Raw genomic sequence first — 17532 nt, forward strand, 5'->3', positions numbered from 1 at the left:
GTGACCTACGCAGCAGGCGGACAGACGAGCGGGATGATCTCGCGCTTGTTGCGCCGGTAGACTCGGAAGTCCTCTTGGTCCACGGTGATGACGCTATGGCGGGGATGGAGTTCGCTCATGCGGATGAGACACAGATCGGCCAGGTCCGGATGACGGTCGGCATAGCGCACCGCCAGCGCCTCGAGCTGCGGGAGGTGGTCACTGCAGTTGAAGGCCAGTACAGCGAGTCCTTCGCCAGCATCGCCAGGACCAGCGCCACGCTCTGGAGACGGAAGGCGGCTTCCGCCAGCACTGCCTCGCACGTCAGCAGTGGCTCGGTGACGCGCTCCGCCACCCGGACGGCCCACCCGTGATGCCGATCGTTGTGGTTCGCGAAGGCGACCAGGAAGCCGGTGTCCGCGATCCCCTTCACGAGCGGGAGAAGCCCTTGCGCGAGGAGAGGTTCCTGGGGCCACGAACGGAGCCGGCCAGACGCATGAACGACCGAGGTGAATCGCTCGCCTTGGCCTTCTCAAGCTGGTCTCGGATGAGCTTGCCCTGAGACACACCGGTCTCGGCGGCAGCCCGCGCCAGCCAGGCGGCGAGCTCCTTGCTGAGACGCACCGTGATTGTGTGACTCATATGGCAAGCGTGTACTCGGCCCCGCCGATCCGTCAAGCGGCTCCGAGCCTGGGCCAGCTATCTGGACGGGGCTAACCTGACCGGAGCCAACGTGAGCCGGGCTCGGCTGACCCAGGCGCGGGCGAACGGGGCCACTCTCCACGACGGTCGACGCGAGCGGGGCGAACCTGGCGCGCGCCGAGCTGGTGCGAGCGGGCGCCAGCCTGCGAGGGGCCAATCTCCATTAGGCGAGCCTGGCCGGCGCCCAGCTTCGAGGGGCGGACCTGCGGGGGGCCGGGCTCTGCGGGGCCGACCTCGATGGCGCCGACGTGGACGGCGCCGACTTCACAGACGCCAATGTCCGGGATGCCCGCAGCACGGACCGGGTCAGCCACCGGGAGAGCGCCAAGGGCCTCTGAGCGTCGGCCCGCTGGCGCCGCGGTCACTCGGCCGATGTCCGGCGGCGGGTGGCGGCTTCCCTCACGGCCAGGTCGAGCACGCGGTACCAGCCGCCATTCAGACCGCGGCCGATGAACGGGGGGTCCGACTTCGTCCAGTCCCACCCGAGGAAGACGATCTTGCCGGCGCCGAAGGGAATGATCACCACCGACGCGTTGCGGCCGTTGTCGTAGACGCTGACGGAGCCGCGGGGGAGCGTGCGGAGCGGGATCAGGCCGGTGCTGTCGTTGCCCGGCAAGGCGGCCGGTCCGGGGGCGAACTGCGTGTGGGCCGCCGCCGGCCGCCGCACGGTGCGGACTCCGGTGCCGTTGACGGCGCCGACCCGGAAGCCGAAGAGCACGAACAGGAGGTCGCTGACCTTGTCCTTGGCTTCCTGGGAGCTGTGGATGATCATGCCGCCGCCGGCCGCGACCCAGTTCCGCCACACGACGCGGGTGGCCGCGGGGAGCTCTCCCGGCAGATAGCACCAGCTCTCCTGCTCGGGAATCAGGAAGACCTCCATGGCCCCGAGGGCAGACCGATACTGGGCGGTCGGGGCCACGAGGGTACCGGGCTGGTGGAACCCGAAGCTGCAGGCCCCGACGGAGTCGTAGGGCCCGGAGATCGTCCGGACCGTGTGCCCCAGCGATTTCAGGGCCGCCTGGACGTTGGCGGATTCCTGTGAGCCCTCCGGGTAGCCGATCTGGCCGGAGTCCACGTAGCGCGTGCTGTTGAAGACGAGGACTCTCGCGGCGTCCGCGGTCGGGGGCGCGCCGAGGGCCGCCAGCAGGAGGGCGAGGGCGATCAGGGCGATACCATGTCTCATCGGCGAATCACCTCGACCTGGTGATCGAGCAAGGAGAATGCCAGCGTCCGATGCGCGAGAAGGCCGCATGGTTCCAGGAGACAGGGAGGGCGGGGCGTCGGCCGCGTTGCAATTGTTGCCAGGCGCGGCGGGATCTTCTTGCACGACCGAGCCCGGCGTGCCGTACCCGTGGGCTGCTGGCCACCGCTTGACAAGCCGGTCGGAGTGACCCCGGAATAGCGGCGTGACGGTTCGGCGGCATCTCTTCCTGGCGTCGCTCCTCCTGGCGACGCTCCTCGTCCTGGTCCAGGTCCAGTTCGGGCTCGCCGTCGTGGGAGACGTGTGGTGGGCGATTCTCTCGTGGGACAACGCCGCCACCCATGACTTCGAGACCGCCGCCTCGGTCACCCCGCCGAGCACCGACCCCGTCCGCGAAGCCCGTGAGTCGGCGTGCCGGGGCGCGCGTCCGAGCGGCCGCGTCTCTTGGCCCGACGGCGCGAATCGAGCTCTCGACCCCCGCGGGTCGGCCCCGATCTCCCGGTCACCTCCGGCCGCGCCTCTCGCCTGAGCTCCTGACTCGGGGCAGCCTCGCGCTGCCTTCCGTCAACCCGTCGGGCGCGCGTCATGGAGGCTCGGTATGCCGCCGCTGCTCGGTCTCATCGCGACGTGTCTGGTCGTCGCCCTGCTGGTGGGGATCATCATCTGCTACCACGTCCTGCTCGACCGCCGGTACGCGAGGGAGACCCGGCGCTCCGCGAGCGCGCCGACGCCGGCCGCGCCGGCCGGCGAGCAGCGCTCGCCCCCGTCCAGGCCCCGCTGACCTCACGTTGGGGCGGCCCCCGGTGGCTCGCGCCCGCGAGGGTTCCGGGCGGCCAGCGGCCGGGTGGCGTCCGTGACGCCTCCGTACGGATCTTCCCGCAGACCGAAGCCGGCGCCCGTTTCTTGCGGGGCCCGAGCGTCTCCGGTATACTCAATTGAGGCTTGGAGGGACTCGAGTCGGTGCCGGATGAGGCGCGACTCCTCCATGCCGAGACGCGCGAGAGTGGCGGAATTGGCAGACGCGCTGGACTTAGGATCCAGTGGGCGAAATCCCTTGGGGGTTCAACTCCCCCCTCTCGCACCACTCCTGCCGTAGAAGGCCGTTTACGACCCTCCGCCTGCTCGAAACGGGCGTTTGAGACTCCGGGGCCGGTGGGCGGGACCCCGGACGAGCGGAGCATGACGAGCCAGGCATGAAGGTTCACGTCCAGGAACTCGAAGCCTGCAAGCGCCAGCTCGTGGTCGAGGCCCCGGAGAGCGAGGTGGCGGCGGCCTGGGAAGCCGCTTACGGCCGGGTCCAGCGCGAGGCGCGCCTGCCGGGCTTTCGGCGGGGAAAGGTGCCGCGGTCGCTGGTGCGCGCGCACTTCGCCCACGAGGTGCGGCGGGCGGTCGCCGAGCAGCTGATCCCCGCCGTGTACCGTCGCGCCCTGGATGAAACGCGGCTCGACCCCGTCGAGGAGCCCGACGTCCAGGACCTCCAGCTCGAGGAGGGGCAACCTCTCCGCTTCACGGCGGTCGTCGAGATCAAGCCCACCATCACCCTCGGCGCGTACCGGGGCGTGAAGGTCCCCCATACCCCCGTGCCGCTGACGGACGCCGATGTGGACGCCGCGCTCGCCGCCCTGGCCGACCGTCACGCGACGCTCGTCACCGTCGCCCGCCCGGCGCGGGAAGGCGACCACGTGATCGTCGACTACACGATCGAGCCCGAGGGCGCCGAGCCGCGCATCGAGCAGGGGTACGGCTTCCAGATCGGGGCCGGCCAGGTCCTGCCGGAGATGGAAGAGGCGGCCATCGGGCTGGCGGCCGGGGACGAGCGGGAGCTCGCCGTGCGCTTCCCCGAGCGGCACCCGCGCGAGGAGCTCCGCGGGAAACCCGGCCGGCTGTCGCTCCGGGTCGTCGAGGTCAAGGAGAAGGAGCTTCCCTCGCTCGACGACGAGTTCGCGCGCGCGCTCGGGTCGCACCAGAGCCTGGCCGCGCTGCGGGAGACCGTCCGGGGCGAGCTTGAGGCGCAGCGTCAGCGGCAGAACCGGCACACGCTCGAGGAGGCGGTGGTGGACGCCGTGCTGGCGGGCCACGAGTTTCCCGTTCCGGAGAGCCTCGTGCTCCGGAACATCGCCCATCGAGTCGGCCGCATGCAGCAGGGCATGAGCCGGCAGGGGATCGATCCCGCAACGCTTCCGTGGGACTACGGCAAGTTGACCGAGGAGCTGCGCCCGGCCGCCGTCCGGGCCGTGCGGTGGGCGCTCCTGCAGGACGCGATCGCGGAGAAAGAGGAGCTGACGGTCGGCGAGGACGACGTGGACGCCGAGATCGCCCGGATGGCCCGCGAGTCGGGTCGGGCGCCCCAGACCGTTCGAAGCCTGCTCGAGCGCAGCGGCGAGCTCGACGGGTTGCGGCTGTCCCTCCGCGAGCAAAGGGTCCTCGCCCTGTTGATCGAGCACGCCGAGATTCAGCCGGCGACGTAGGAGGCACCGTGGCACTCATCCCGATGGTCGTCGAGCAAACCCCGCGCGGCGAGCGCGCGTTTGACATCTTTTCGCGGCTTTTGAAGGAGCGTATCATCTTCCTGCCGAGCTACATCGAAGACGACATGGCGAACCTGGTCATCGCCCAGCTCCTGTTCCTGGAGGCCGAGGACGCCGACAAGGACGTCTATCTGTACGTGAACAGCCCGGGAGGGTCGGTGACGGCCGGGCTCGCCATCTACGACACCATGCAGTACGTCAAGCCGGCGGTGGCCACGATCTGCATGGGTCAGGCGGCGTCGATGGGGGCGCTGCTGCTCTGCGCGGGGGCCAAAGGCAAGCGCTTCGCGCTTCCCCACTCCCGGATCATGATCCACCAGCCCCTGGCCGGCGTGCAGGGCCAGGCGACCGACATCGACATCCAGGCCCGGGAGATCCTGCGGATCCGCGACGAGCTGAACCGCATCCTGGTGGAGCACACCGGACAGGCGGTTGAGCGTATTCGCCACGACACGGACCGCGATTTCTTCATGACGGCCGAGCAGGCGAAGGAGTACGGGCTCGTCGATCACGTGATCGCGTCCCATGTGCCGATGCTCAAGACCGCCCAGGCGCTCCCCGCGGGTGGTGGGGATGGGCGAAAGACGTAGCCGGGGCCGAGTCGTTCGGCGGGGGGCGGCATCGCTCAAGGGGGGAGACTGAATGGCCCGATCGCGCGAGACGAACGGTGGCGTTCTCAAGTGCTCTTTCTGCGGGAAGAGCCAGAACGACGTCCGCAAGCTGATCGCGGGACCAACGGTCTACATCTGCGATGAGTGCATCGAGCTGTGTAACGACATCATCGCGGAGGAGTGGGAGGAGGAGCGGAGTCGCGAGATCCGCAGCCTTCCAAAGCCGGCCGAGATCAAGGCGATCCTCGACCAGTACGTGATCGACCAGGAGCGGGCCAAGAAGATCCTGGCCGTGGCCGTCCATAACCATTACAAGCGGGTGGAGGCGGGCTCGGATTCCGGTGAGGTCGAGCTCCAGAAGTCGAACATCCTCCTCATCGGCCCTACCGGCTCCGGGAAGACGCTCCTGGCCCAGACCCTGGCCAAGATCCTGCACGTGCCGTTCACCATCGCCGATGCCACCAGCCTCACCGAGGCCGGGTATGTCGGCGAAGATGTCGAGAACATCATCCTGCGCCTGCTTCAGTCCGCCGACTACGACGTGGAGCGGGCCGAGCGCGGGATCGTCTACATCGACGAGATCGACAAGATCGCCCGAAAGTCGGAGAACCCCTCGATCACCCGCGATGTCTCCGGGGAAGGGGTGCAGCAAGCGCTCTTGAAGATTCTGGAGGGCACGGTCGCCAACGTCCCGCCCCAGGGCGGCCGGAAGCACCCCCACCAGGAGTTCATCCAGGTCGACACCACCAACATCCTCTTCGTGTGTGGCGGCGCCTTCGTGGGACTCGAGCGGATCATCGAGGGCCGCATCGGGAAGTCCGGGATGGGCTTCGGCGCCGACGTCAAGACCCGGGACGAGCGGAAGACGGGCAACCTCCTGGCCATGAGCCAGCCCGAGGATCTTCTCAAGTTCGGCCTGATCCCCGAGTTCGTGGGCCGCCTGCCCGTGGTCGCCACCCTGCACGACCTCAGCGAAGCGGCGCTGGTCCGCATCCTGCGCGAGCCGAAGAACGCGATCCTCAAGCAGTACCAGAAGTACTTCGAGCTGGAAAAGGTGCGGCTCAAGTTCACCGACGATTCCGCGGTGGCGATCGCCCGCGAGGCGCTCAAGCGCGGCACCGGCGCCCGGGGGCTCCGGGCGATCCTCGAGGACGTCATGCTGGACGTGATGTACGAGCTGCCCTCCATCCAGGGGCTCACCGAGTGCGTCATCACGCGCGACGTGATCATGGGTCTCGAGCGTCCGGTGCTGATCTCGGAGCAGCGGAAGGCGGAGAGCGCCTAATCCCCTCGGAGGGGGGCGGCGTCCCCCTTTCGACGGCCCTCCCGGCAAAGCCGGGCCGTTCGCCTTTCGGCGAACGAATCGGGCCTGCCTCCCCCCCGGCAGGAAGAATCCACGGTGACGGGCGCCGATGAGTGGGACGCTGTACGTGGTCGGGACGCCGATCGGGAACCTGGAGGACATCTCCCTCCGTGCGCTGCGCACGCTCCGCGAGGTAGACCTGATCGCCGCCGAGGACACCCGGCGCACGCGCACGCTGCTCGCCCGCTACGAGATCTCCACCCCGGTCACGAGCTACTTCGAGCACAACAAGCTCCGCCGGGGCCCCGAGCTCCTGGCCCGCCTCCGGGCGGGAGCGAGCGTGGCGGTGGTCACCGACGCCGGGACCCCGGGGATCTCCGACCCCGGCTTCCACCTCGTCCGGCTCTGCCGAGAGGCCGGCGTGCCGGTGGTCCCGATCCCCGGCCCCTCGGCCCTCGTGGCCGCCCTCTCGGCGGCCGGCATCCCGGGGGACCGCTTCGTCTTCGAGGGCTTTCTGCCCGCGAAGCCGGGCCGCCGACTCGCGCGCCTGCGCGAGCTCCGCGCGCTCGAGCGGCCCGTGGTGCTCTACGAGAGCCCCCACCGGGTCGCGGCGACCCTGGAGGCCCTGGACGCGGTCTTCGGGCCGGTCGAGGTGGTGCTCGCCCGCGAGGTCACCAAGCAGTTCGAGGAGTTCCGGCGAGGGACGCCGGCGGAGCTGCGGGCGCGCTTCCTGGCCGAGAAAGCGCGCGGGGAGCTCACCCTGATCGTCAACCCGCACCCGGCGGCCGGCGAGACTTCCTGATATACTGAGACGGCGCCCCGGCGTCCCGCTCCTACATGAGCCAGCAGCCGACCATTCCCCGCGCCTTGACCGTCGCCGGGTCCGATTCCGGCGGGGGCGCGGGTATCCAGGCCGACCTGAAGACGTTCAGCGCGTTCCGCGTGTACGGGGCGTCCGTGCTGACGGCGATCACGGCCCAGAACTCCATCGGGGTTCACGGCGTCGTCAACCTGCCCCCCGAGTTCGTGGCCCGCCAGCTCGACGTCGTGCTCGGGGACATCGGGGCCGACGCCGCCAAGACGGGCATGCTCTCGACGGCGCCCATCATCCGGGCCGTGGCCGACCGGATGCGGGCCCACGGGCTCCGCCGCCTCGTGGTGGACCCCGTGATGGTCGCCAAGTCCGGGGACCCCCTGCTCGAGCCGGACGCCCGCGCCGCGCTCGTCGAGGCGATCCTACCGCTCGCCCTGGTGGTGACTCCCAATCTGCCCGAGGCGGCGGCCCTCGCGGAGTTTCCGGTGGCGACCCTGGAGGAGATGGAAGCGGCGGCGCGCCGCATCCACACGCTGGGCCCGGCCTGGGTCCTGGTCAAGGGGGGGCACCTCAAGGACGATCCGGTCGACCTGCTCTTCGACGGCCGGACGGTGACCCGGCTCAGCGCCGCCCGCGTGAACACGCCGCACACCCACGGGACGGGGTGCGCCTATTCGGCGGCGATCGCGGCCGGGCTCGCGCGGGGCCAGGGGGTTCCCGACGCGGTGGCCGAGGCCAAGCGGTACGTCACCGCGGCGATCCGGGCGGGCTTCGCGCTGGGTCGCGGGGTGGGCACGCTACGCCACTTCATCGACACCTGGTGATGGCCGACGACGACGTGAAGGAGGGCGGAATCCCGGACGGGCGGATGCCGTTCCTGGCCCATCTGGGGGAGCTGCGGCAGCGAATCATCGTCTCCCTGGTCGCCCTCGGGGTCGGCTTCGCGGTGACCTTCAGCTTCTCCGAGCAGATCATCGCGTGGCTCGCCCGCCCACTTCCGGTGAAGCTCGCGTTCCTGGAGCCGACCGAGCCCTTCTGGGTCAACATGAAGGTCGCGCTCATCGCGGGCCTCTTTCTCGTCCTGCCGATCATCCTCTACGAGGTCTGGGCCTTCGTGGCGCCGGGCCTGCTGCCGCACGAGCGGAAGTTCGCGCTGCCCTTCGTCTTCCTCTCCACCCTCTTCTTCGCCCTCGGCGCGACGTTCGCGCTCACCGTCATCGTGCCGTTCGCGGTGAAGTTCCTCGTCGCCTACAAGACCGAGAACCTCGTGGCCACGATCTCGGTGAACCGATACGTGGACTTCGTCCTGAAGTTCACGATCGCCTTCGGGCTGGTGTTCGAGATGCCGCTGGCCATCACCCTCGCATCGCGGCTCGGCCTGGTGACACCCGAATTCCTGGCGCGAAACCGCAAGTACGCCATCCTGATCAACTTCATCATCGCGGCGATCCTGACCCCGACCCCGGACGCGTTCAATCAGTGCCTGATGGCTGGCCCGCTCTGCCTTCTCTACGAAGCGGGGATCTGGGCGGCGCGGCTCTTCGGGCGGCGGCCGGTGAAGCAGCCCGCCTGACGCCGGATGGAGTTCGGCGAGCTCGACCTTCCGGAGCCGGTCCGCGAAGGTATCCGCGTCGCCGGCTTCACGACGGCGACGCCGATTCAGGAGGCCGCGCTGCCGGTCGCGCTCCGGGGCAAGGACGTGGCCGGGCAGGCCCAGACCGGCACCGGGAAGACGGCGGCCTTCCTCATCGCGACCTTCACGCGGCTCCTCCGGGCCTCCTCCGCGCCCCGGCGGGACGGGAATCCCCGAGCTCTCATCATCGCGCCGACGCGCGAGCTGGTCGTCCAGATCGAGACCGATGCCCGGCTCCTCGGCCAGTTCACCGGCCTGCGGCCCCTGGTCGTCTACGGTGGCGTGGACTACGCGAAGCAGCGCGAGGCTCTCCGGGGGCCGGTCGACCTCCTGATCGGGACGCCCGGCCGTCTCATCGACTACCTGAAGCAGCGCGTGTGGACCCCGGCCCACGTGGAGGTGCTCATCCTCGACGAGGCGGACCGGATGTTCGACATGGGGTTCATCGCCGACATCCGGTGGATCCTCCGCCGGCTGCCGCCCCCGGAGGCCCGCCAGTCCTTCCTGTTCTCGGCGACGCTGTCGTTCCGGGTCCTCGAGCTGACGTACGAGTTCATGAACAACCCGGTGCAGATCACGGTGTCGCCGGAGCACGTCACGGTGGAGCAAGTCGAGCAGGTCCTGTATCACGTCGGGCACCACGAGAAGTTCGGACTCTTGCTCGGGCTCCTGCGCGCGGAGCAGGGCTCGCGCGTCCTCATCTTCGCCAACACGCGGGAGGAGGCGCGCCGGCTGGTCGACCGACTCGAGCGCAACGGCCACCGGGCGCGCCCGCTCATCGGAGACCTCGATCAGCGACAGCGGCTCCGGACGCTCACCGACTTCAAGGACGGCAAGTTCCCCGTCCTCGTCGCGACCGACGTGGCGTCCCGCGGGCTCCACATCCCCGAGGTCAGCCACGTCTACAACTGGGATCTGCCGCAGGACGCGGAAGACTACGTCCACCGGATCGGCCGCACCGCCCGGGCCGGCGCCTTCGGAAAGGCCATCAGCCTGGTGGACGAGGCGAGCGCCTTCTTCCTCGAGAGCGTGGAGCGGTTCATCGGCCAGCGGATCCGCGTCGAGTGGGCGGACGACGGCCTGTACCTGCCCGAGATCAAGCCGACGGTGGCCGAGCGCCGCCAGGCCGCCGCCGAGCGCGATGCGCGGCGGGCCCAGGCCCAGAGCCGCGCTCCGCGCGAACGCTTCCACGGCGGCGGCCGCGGGCCGAGCGGCGAGCGCCCCCCGCCCCGCCGCGAGGCGGCCGCCCCGCGGGCCGCCGAGGCCGGCGAGGCTCGCGGCGCGCCGGGCGCCGCGGGGAGGACCGGCCGGCACCGGCGGCGGCGAGGCCGGGGGCCCCGTGGGGCGCCGGGGGCCGGTCCGGAGCCGCCGCGGCCCGCCACCTAACTTAACTAACTCTAGGCCGCGGCCGCGGGCCGACCGCGGGCGATCAGTTTCGGCCCGTGGCTGAATGGATTCTGACCGGTTGGCGGCCCGGTCACTCCCGAGCGGCCTGGGACGCCACGATTTCTCGGCCATGTGCGCGGCGTCCGGATCTGGTACGGCTCTTGCGGGAGCTCCCGGGAACCGCCCATGTCGCTTCGCTTCCCGCGCCCATTCCACGCCGGCCCGCCCGGGTCGAGCCTCGCCATCCTCGGTCTCGGCCCGGACACCGCGCGCGCCCGATGAGCCTCGATGTCGCCCTCGTGCTGGCGACCGCGGGTGCCGGAGTCATCCTCGGCCTCGGCGCCATCCCGAGGGCATGGCGCCCGCGCGGGCCGGTCGCCAGCGCCGGAGCGACGGGCCGACGGTCGCCCGGCGAGGGCGAGCCCCACGCGCGTGATGCAGAGACGCTGCTGGAGATCGCGCGCGCCGCCGGCTCGACGCTGGACGAGACGGAGCTCTTCGGCCTCATCACCCGACGCGCGGCCAGCGCCTGCGGCGCCGATCACTGCACCATGTACCGCTACATCGCCGACGAAGCGGGCGAATGGATCACCGCCGCGCCCTCGCCGTCGTCCGACGGCACGGCGGACGAGGCGGCCCGGGGAAAGCGCCGCCTCCAGACCGTCCCCTTCCTCGAGGAGGCCGTACGGCTGCGGGCGCCGGTCTGCATCGCCGACCCCGGACGCGATCCCCGAGTCCCGCGGGCCTGGTTCGAGAGCCATCGCCCGGCGTCCCTCGTCACCGTGCCCGTCGTCCACGGAGACCGCGTCCTCGGGCTGCTGACGTTCGAGTACCTGGCGGGGTCCCGGATCATCGACGCCGCCACGCTCGATCGCGCCCGGGCCCTGGCCGAGCAGGTGGCCCTGGCGACCCAGAATGCCCGCCTCTACGCCGATGCCGAGGCGCGTCGGCGCGAGGCCGAGGTCGTCGCGGAGCTCGCGGCGGCCATCAATGCGTCGCTGGACCTCGATACGGTCCTGGCCCGGATCGCCGAGGGAGCCCGAGAGCTGTGCCGCAGCGAGATCGCCGCCATTGCCCTGCGCGATCCCGAGACCGACGCGATGCGCCTCCGGTACCGCACCGGCCCGATCGGGGCCCTCCCGGACGCCGGCGACCGGGAATCCGGCTCGGCGGAAGCGTGGCGGTATCACGCCGGAGTGAGCGAGTACGCCGCGGTCATGCGGCAGGAGGGCGTCGTCACGGCGCTGATGGCCGAGATCCGGAGCGAGCAGGGCGTGGAAGGTCTGCTCTACGCCGGCAACCGCTCGCCGCGGCCCTTCACGCCCGGCGACAAGGCCATCCTGACGCGCCTCAGTGACCACGCCGCCATCGCGATCCGGAACGGCCGCCTGTACGCGGACGCGCAGATGCGGCTCGGCCGGATGCGGCGGCTCGCCGAGCTCGGCCGCCTCATCAGCTCCTCGCTCGATTACCAGCAGGTCCTCGACTTCGTGACCGGATCGGCGCTCGAGCTCCTGAACGGCGACATGGCGCGGCTGTGGGTGGTGGACGACGCGGCCGGCGTCGTCCGGCTGGCGGCCCACCGGGAGCGAGACGCCGGCCCGTCCGGGGTCCAGCCGGTGGCGGAGTTCCCGCTGGGCGAGGGGATCGTCGGGTGGGTCATCGAGCACAAGGCCAGGCACTACGCGCCCCACCTCGCCTTCGAGCAGCTCCAGATGGACCCGGAGTGGATCCGGGCGGAAGGGTACGTCTCCCAGATCGCGGTTCCCCTGGTGGTCGGCGAGCGGCCGCTCGGCGTCCTGGTGGTTCTCACCAAGACCGCGCGCCGGTTCAGCCCGGAGGACGAGGAAGCCCTGGGGCTCTTCGCGTCGGAAGCGGCGACGGCCCTCGAGCACGCGCGGCTCTATCAGACGACCCAGCGGGCCTACCAGGAGCTGGCGCGCACCCAGGAGCAGCTGATCCACGCCCAGAAGATGGAGGCGATCGGGCGTCTGGCCGGGGGCGTGGCGCACGACTTCAACAACCTCCTGACGGTCATCCGCGGGTACACCGAGCTCATGCTCGAGGAGCTTCCCCCGGAGGCGCCGATCGCGCTCCAGCTGGGCCTCATTCAGCGGACCACGGACCGGGCCGCGGCGCTGACGCGCCAGCTCCTGGCCTTCAGCCGACGACAGCTCCTCCAGCCGATCGTCCTCGATCTCAACGGCGTGGTCGCCGAGATGGAGAAGATGCTGCGCGTCCTGATCGGCGAGGACGTCGAGCTGGTCACCCTCCTCGATCCAGCGCTGGGACGGGTGAGGGCCGACGCGGGGCAGCTCGAGCAGGTTCTCATGAACCTGGCCGTGAACGCGCGCGACGCGATGCCGGGCGGCGGTCGACTCACGATCGGGACGGCCAACGTCGCACTCGATGGCGCCGACGCCCGCCGGGCCGTCGGGATCGAGCCCGGCCGTTACGTGGCGCTCACGGTCGGCGACACCGGCGTCGGCATGGACGCGGCGACCCAGGCCCGGGTCTTCGAGCCCTTCTTCACCACCAAGGGACCGGGGAAGGGCACGGGCCTGGGCCTGGCGACGGTCTACGGCATCGTGCAGCAGAGCGGAGGTCACGTCACGGTGGAGAGCGCGCCCGGCCGGGGCGCGATGTTCACGGTCCGGCTGCCGCGGGTCGAGGAGGCGCTCGAGGTGCTCGAGCCGGACGTGCCCACCGGGGGCCCCCGATCCGGCTCCGAGACGATTCTCCTGGTCGAGGACGAAGACGAGGTCCGGGGGCTGGTCCGGAAGATGCTGCGGGTGCGCGGCTATACCGTGCTGGAGGCCGGCGGCGGCCCCCAGGCGCTCGAGCTGAGCCGGACCCACCCCGGCCCGATCGATCTGCTGGTGACGGACGTCGTGATGCCGCAGATGAGCGGGGCCGAGCTGGCGTCCCGCCTCACGCCCTTGCGCCCGGCCATGCGCGTGCTCTACATTTCGGGCTACACGGACGATGCGATCGGCCACCACGGCGTGCTCGAGCCCGGGGTGGCCTTCCTCCACAAGCCATTCACGGCCCAGGCCCTGGCGACCAAGGTGCGCGAGGCGCTCGAGACAGCCGCGCGGGCGGCGGTCGCGTCGTCCGAGGCATCCTAGCCCCACGGGCCCGGGCTCGCCGCGAGGAGGCCGATTCGGATGGAAGATGCCGGGGGAGCCCTCGTGCTCGTCGCCGACGACGAGCCGGACGTCCTGGACCTGGTGAGCAGTGTCCTCGCGAAGGCGGGGTTTCGGAGCCTCACGGCCGCCGACGGCGACGAGGTCGTCGAGCTGGCGCGCCGGCACCGGCCGGCCGCCATCGTGCTCGACCTGATGATGAAGGCCGTCGACGGCTACACGACGCTCACGCGCCTCCATGGCCACCCGTTGACCAAGGACATCCCGGTCATCATCCTGACCGGGCAGGCCGACCCGCGCTACCAGACCCTGAGCGCGGGGGTGGGGGCGGTGGCCCACGTGACCAAGCCGTTCTCGCCGCGCCACTTCACGGAGACGGTACGGCGCGTGGTGGCCGGCCAGCTGTCCTGATCCGGCCGTCTCGGGGCTCCGAGCGATCGGCGCGCGACGCGGGGTGAGCCGCGTGTTCTTCGGCTGGTGGGTGGCCCTGGCCCTGGCCGTGATGGTGTTCCTCTCCACCGGCATCCGCTTCACGGTGGGCCCGTTCCTCAAGGACGTGGTCGCGGACCTCGACATCGACCGGGCCAGCTTCTCGCTGGTCGTGTCGCTCAGCCTGTTCCTCTACGGCGTCTTCATGCCGTTCGTGGGCCGCCTCGTCGATCGAGTGGGGGCGCGCCCGATCATGGTGACCGGGACGCTCGTGCTGGCGGGCGCGGTCGCCGCCACCGGCCAGGTGACGAGCCTCTGGCAGCTCTACCTGGTCTACGGCGTCTGCGTGGCGCTCGGGCTGGCGGCCACGGGACACGTCGTCGGGGCGGCGGTGATCGTCCGCTGGTTCACCAGGCGTCGGGCCACCGCGCTGTCCCTGCTCGGGGGCGCCTCGATGGCCGGCATGAGTCTGCTGGTGCCGGTCGCCACGTGGCTGATCCTCACCCTCGGCTGGCGGGCCACCTACGGCGTGATGGGCGCCGCGATCCTCGTCGTCCTGCTGCCGCTGACCGGATGGCTGGTGCGCGACTCGCCGGAGGTGATGGGTCTCGCCCCTGACGGGGTGACCGGGGACGCGCCGCCGATCGGTCCGGCGACGGGCGAGCGCACGGAGGTCGGCACCGCCCTGCGGACGCTCTCCTTCTGGCAGCTCTCGGGGGGCATGTTCACGTGCGGCTTCTCGATGAGCCTGCTCTCCGCGCACGGCCTGCCGATGCTGACCGACCACGGCTATCACGCCATGCTCGCCTCCGGGGCGATCGGGGTGCTCGGGGGCACCAGCGTGGGGTTCGCGCTGGTGCTCGGCGCGCTCGCCGACCAGGTCGGCCGGCGGTCCGTCCTGGCCTGGCTCTACGGAACGCGGGCCATCTTGCTCGTCGCCATGTTTCTGATCCGGGACCATCCGGTCGCGCTGGTCGCGCTCGCGGCCCTCGGCGGCGCGAGCATGTCGGGAAGCCTGGCGATGACCTCGGCGCTCACCGCCGACATCTTCGGGCGATTCTCCGTCGGCTCGGTCTTCGGCACGATCTTCCTCGTCCACCAGACGGGCGCGGCCGCCGGGGTCTGGCTCGGCGGCGTCCTGTTCGAGCTGAGCGGGGGATACGGCGTCGTCTTCACCGTGGCGAGTGCCCAGCTCCTGGCCGCGGCCGTGCTGAGCCTGACGATCGACGAGCGGGTCCGCTGCGGGCCGCGCTTCGGACTGGCCGCGGCCGGTCGCCCGGAGGTCACCCGCTGAGACTCGACCTCGCGGTCCTGCCGCGAGCCGCGCTCCCGGACGCGGAGGGGCTGCTCGCTCGAGCCTGCCGGTTCGATCGGGCGGCGGCCGTCGCGGACGAGAAGCTCTTCGGCGGCTCGCCCGCGGGTCCGGGCGCGCCGATCGGGGCCTGGCGCGATGGGCGGCTCGCCGGGCTGGCGGCGGTCTCCGGGCAGTGGCTCCGCCTCCTGGCCGTCGAGCCCGGCGCCCGCCGCCAAGGGGTGGGGACGGCGCTCCTCGAGCGGTCCCGGGCGCTCGCCCACGCCACCGGGGCGCGCCGGATCCGGACGGCGGACCAGCCCGGGAATTACTTGGCCCCCGGCATCGACGACCGAGACGGCGAGACGATCGGCTGGCTCGAGCGGCGCGGCTTCGCCCGGGTTGGCGAACGCCTGAATCTGCGGGTACCGCTCGGCGAGAACCCGCTGGTGAGTTCCGGCCGGGCCGCCCGTCTCGACGCCGCTGTGGCGGCGCGCGGCTATGCGGTCCGGCGGGCGACTGGCGCCGATACACCCCCGCTGCTGACCATGGTGCGGGCCGAGTTCGGCGACGCCTGGGCCTACGAAGTCGAGCGAGCGCTCGACGCCGATCCACCCGGTGTGCGCGTCGCGCTGCACCAGGGCGCGATCGTGGCATTCGCCGCCCACGACGGGAACAATCGGGGGCTCGGCTGGTTCGGCCCGGGCGGGACCGTCCCCGCGCACCGCCGTTTCGGCCTCGGGCTCGCGCTCCTCGTCCGGAGTCTCCTGGACGTCGCCGCCGCGGGCCACGCGGACGCGATCGTGCCGTGGGTCGGTCCCGAGGACTTCTACGCGCGAGCGGTCGGCGCCGTGACCGACCGCCATTTCGTCGTCCTGGAGCGACCTCTGTGAGGCCGACGGGCCCCGCGGGGGCTTGGCACGCGATTTGATCTTTCCCATAGGCGGGGCCGATGGCACGCGAGTCCATCCACGTCGTCAAAGTGGCCGGCGGGATTCGCCTTTGGCCCCGATGGGAGAGGTCATGAGCAACACCCCGCTGTCTGTCGAGTGCCTGACGAGGCTGCCCGAGATGCACGCCTTGCGAGGCGAGTGGCAAAACCTGCTCGACGCCGCCCGTCAGCCCACCGTCTTCCAGACCTGGGAATGGGTGACGAGCTGGTACGAGCACTTCGGCGAGGGAAAGGCGCTCCGGCTCCTGATCGCGCGGGACGAGGAGGGTCGGCTCGTCGGTGTCGCCCCGGGCTCGCGCTCGTCGGTCGGGCTCGGAAGCGTGCGCCTCCTTCACCTGCTCGGGCGCGGCAACGACTTCACCGAGTACGTCGATGCGATCCTCCATCCCGCGCACGCGGACGCCGTCGCCCGGGCCTTCTTCGAGGCCTGGGACCGGGAGGGGGGGGCCTGGGATCTGCTCGTGCTGCCATCGGTGCCGGCCGACGGCGATTTCCTCCCGCGGGTGCGCGCGCTGGCCGCGACCCGGGGGTACCGCGCCCACGTCGAGGAGCATGTCCGGGTGACCCGGCCGCTGCCCGACAGCTGGGAGGCGTTTTACCGCTCCCTGCGCAAGAGCATGAAGGACAACGTCAATAACTACCTGAACCGGCTCCGGCGCGAAGGGCACGAGGAGCGGCTCCGGGTCGTCGAGGACCCCGCGGACCTCGAGGCGGCGCTCGAGACGCTCTTCGACCTCCACGGTCGCCGGGCTCAGGCGGATCTCGGTCGCCGCCACGACGACTACTTCGCCCGCCCCGGCTACCGCGCCTTCCTGAAGACCGTCGCGCACCGGCTGATGGCGCGAGGCTTCCTCTGGCCCGCGATGCTCGACGTGGACGGCCAGACGGTGGCGGCCCAGCTCTGCCTCGTCCATGCCGGGCGGTTCTACACGTACTACTCCGGGTACGATCCGGACTGGGCCCGCTACGGGGTCATGACGGTGCTGACTCGACGCTGCATCGAGCGGGCCATCGCGCATGGCTGCCGGGAGCTGGACCTTCTGCTGGGCATGGACCAGGAGAAGCTGCGCTGGGGCGGCGAGCCCCGGCCGGTCGTCAACCTGGTCCTGGCCAGCCGGCGCTGGCGCTCGCGGATGGTGTTCCATCTCCACGGGGCCCGCCGGAACGGACACCCCGCCTGGTGGCGCCGCCTCGCGGCGGGCTGGTCGTCCGCCGCGCTGCCGTCGCGGGGGGCCTCGACCCGGGCGGCCTGACCGGGCGCACCTCCCCGGCCCCATCGGCGGCGGCCGTCCCTGCCGCGCGTCCGGTCTCCCTCGCGGCCCGCGCCAGGCCCACCCACCCGTCGAGCTCGCTTGACAGGGACCTGAAACAGTTCTTATATGCCGAATTCAGCCATCAGGGCGAGGACTGTACGTTCGCGGCGCCCCGAATCGCGGCGGGCCGATGGGGCGCCTCGCGCCCGGCGACCGGGATTATCGGGTCCAGCCGTACACCGTGCCGGCCGCGGCGCCGACGCCGGCCCCGATCAGCGCGCCGGTCTCGGCGCCGCGTCCGCGA

Annotated in this window: 17 protein-coding genes and 1 tRNA gene; 17 read left to right on the forward strand and 1 reads right to left on the reverse strand. The window is 71.3% G+C overall.

Features of this window, described 5'->3' with window-relative positions; all coding sequences use genetic code 11:
- Together VGW35_19475 and VGW35_19480 are read left to right on the forward strand one after the other, a co-directional pair.
- On the forward strand, positions 1-353 hold a 353-nt coding region (locus tag VGW35_19475), incomplete at its 5' end, for a hypothetical protein (protein ID HEV8309850.1).
- Between the two features lie 501 nt (positions 354-854).
- Positions 855-1019: a pentapeptide repeat-containing protein gene (locus VGW35_19480; protein ID HEV8309851.1), complete on the forward strand. Its 165-nt coding sequence runs from the start codon at positions 855-857 to the stop codon at positions 1017-1019.
- 23 nt (positions 1020-1042) lie between these two features.
- Here the strand turns inward: VGW35_19480 and VGW35_19485 are convergent, their stop codons facing one another.
- Complete coding sequence (locus VGW35_19485; protein HEV8309852.1) at positions 1043-1864, reverse strand: hypothetical protein; 822 nt, start codon at positions 1862-1864, stop codon at positions 1043-1045.
- A gap of 223 nt (positions 1865-2087) precedes the next feature.
- Between VGW35_19485 and VGW35_19490 the strand changes: the two genes are divergently transcribed.
- The 15 genes from VGW35_19490 (at position 2088) to VGW35_19560 (ending at position 17228) form a co-directional block, all read left to right on the forward strand.
- Complete coding sequence (locus tag VGW35_19490) at positions 2088-2411, forward strand: hypothetical protein (GenBank protein ID HEV8309853.1); 324 nt, start codon at positions 2088-2090, stop codon at positions 2409-2411.
- 69 nt (positions 2412-2480) lie between these two features.
- Positions 2481-2663, forward strand: coding sequence for a hypothetical protein (locus VGW35_19495; protein ID HEV8309854.1), 183 nt, complete (start codon positions 2481-2483; stop codon positions 2661-2663).
- Between the two features lie 216 nt (positions 2664-2879).
- Positions 2880-2966 (forward strand) — tRNA-Leu (locus VGW35_19500).
- A 109-nt stretch (positions 2967-3075) separates the two neighbouring features.
- Positions 3076-4350 carry a trigger factor gene (gene tig, locus VGW35_19505; GenBank protein ID HEV8309855.1) on the forward strand — a complete coding sequence of 425 codons (1275 nt, stop codon included), beginning with the start codon at positions 3076-3078 and terminating at the stop codon, positions 4348-4350.
- Positions 4351-4358: 8 nt separating this feature from the next.
- Positions 4359-5000 carry an ATP-dependent Clp endopeptidase proteolytic subunit ClpP gene (clpP, locus tag VGW35_19510; GenBank protein ID HEV8309856.1) on the forward strand — a complete coding sequence of 214 codons (642 nt, stop codon included), beginning with the start codon at positions 4359-4361 and terminating at the stop codon, positions 4998-5000.
- A gap of 52 nt (positions 5001-5052) precedes the next feature.
- A complete protein-coding gene (clpX, locus tag VGW35_19515; GenBank protein HEV8309857.1) occupies positions 5053-6306 on the forward strand; it encodes an ATP-dependent Clp protease ATP-binding subunit ClpX in 1254 nt (417 codons plus the stop codon).
- A gap of 127 nt (positions 6307-6433) precedes the next feature.
- On the forward strand, positions 6434-7126 hold the full coding sequence (gene rsmI, locus VGW35_19520; protein ID HEV8309858.1) for a 16S rRNA (cytidine(1402)-2'-O)-methyltransferase: 693 nt from the start codon (positions 6434-6436) through the stop codon (positions 7124-7126).
- Between the two features lie 35 nt (positions 7127-7161).
- Positions 7162-7962: a bifunctional hydroxymethylpyrimidine kinase/phosphomethylpyrimidine kinase gene (gene thiD / locus VGW35_19525; protein HEV8309859.1), complete on the forward strand. Its 801-nt coding sequence runs from the start codon at positions 7162-7164 to the stop codon at positions 7960-7962.
- Positions 7962-8711, forward strand: coding sequence for a twin-arginine translocase subunit TatC (gene tatC / locus VGW35_19530; protein ID HEV8309860.1), 750 nt, complete (start codon positions 7962-7964; stop codon positions 8709-8711). The genes thiD and tatC overlap by 1 nt, the downstream gene beginning before the upstream one ends.
- A 6-nt stretch (positions 8712-8717) precedes the next feature.
- Positions 8718-10157, forward strand: coding sequence for a DEAD/DEAH box helicase (locus VGW35_19535; GenBank protein ID HEV8309861.1), 1440 nt, complete (start codon positions 8718-8720; stop codon positions 10155-10157).
- 278 nt (positions 10158-10435) lie between these two features.
- On the forward strand, positions 10436-13285 hold the full coding sequence (locus VGW35_19540; GenBank protein HEV8309862.1) for a GAF domain-containing protein: 2850 nt from the start codon (positions 10436-10438) through the stop codon (positions 13283-13285).
- Between the two features lie 39 nt (positions 13286-13324).
- Entirely contained in the window at positions 13325-13714 is a 390-nt protein-coding gene (locus VGW35_19545) for a response regulator (GenBank protein ID HEV8309863.1), read from the forward strand.
- Between the two features lie 43 nt (positions 13715-13757).
- Positions 13758-15026, forward strand: coding sequence for an MFS transporter (locus tag VGW35_19550; protein HEV8309864.1), 1269 nt, complete (start codon positions 13758-13760; stop codon positions 15024-15026).
- A 140-nt stretch (positions 15027-15166) separates the two neighbouring features.
- Positions 15167-15916, forward strand: a complete 750-nt coding sequence (locus VGW35_19555; GenBank protein HEV8309865.1) for a GNAT family N-acetyltransferase — start codon at positions 15167-15169, stop codon at positions 15914-15916.
- A 130-nt stretch (positions 15917-16046) separates the two neighbouring features.
- The gene (locus VGW35_19560; protein HEV8309866.1) at positions 16047-17228 is read left to right on the forward strand and encodes a GNAT family N-acetyltransferase; all 1182 of its coding nucleotides are present in this window, start codon (positions 16047-16049) and stop codon (positions 17226-17228) included.
- The last annotated feature ends 304 nt before the right edge of the window (positions 17229-17532 follow it).

The sequence above is a fragment of the Candidatus Methylomirabilota bacterium genome, from assembly GCA_036005065.1.
Taxonomy (GTDB): Bacteria; Methylomirabilota; Methylomirabilia; order Rokubacteriales; family DASRDR01; genus DASYQW01.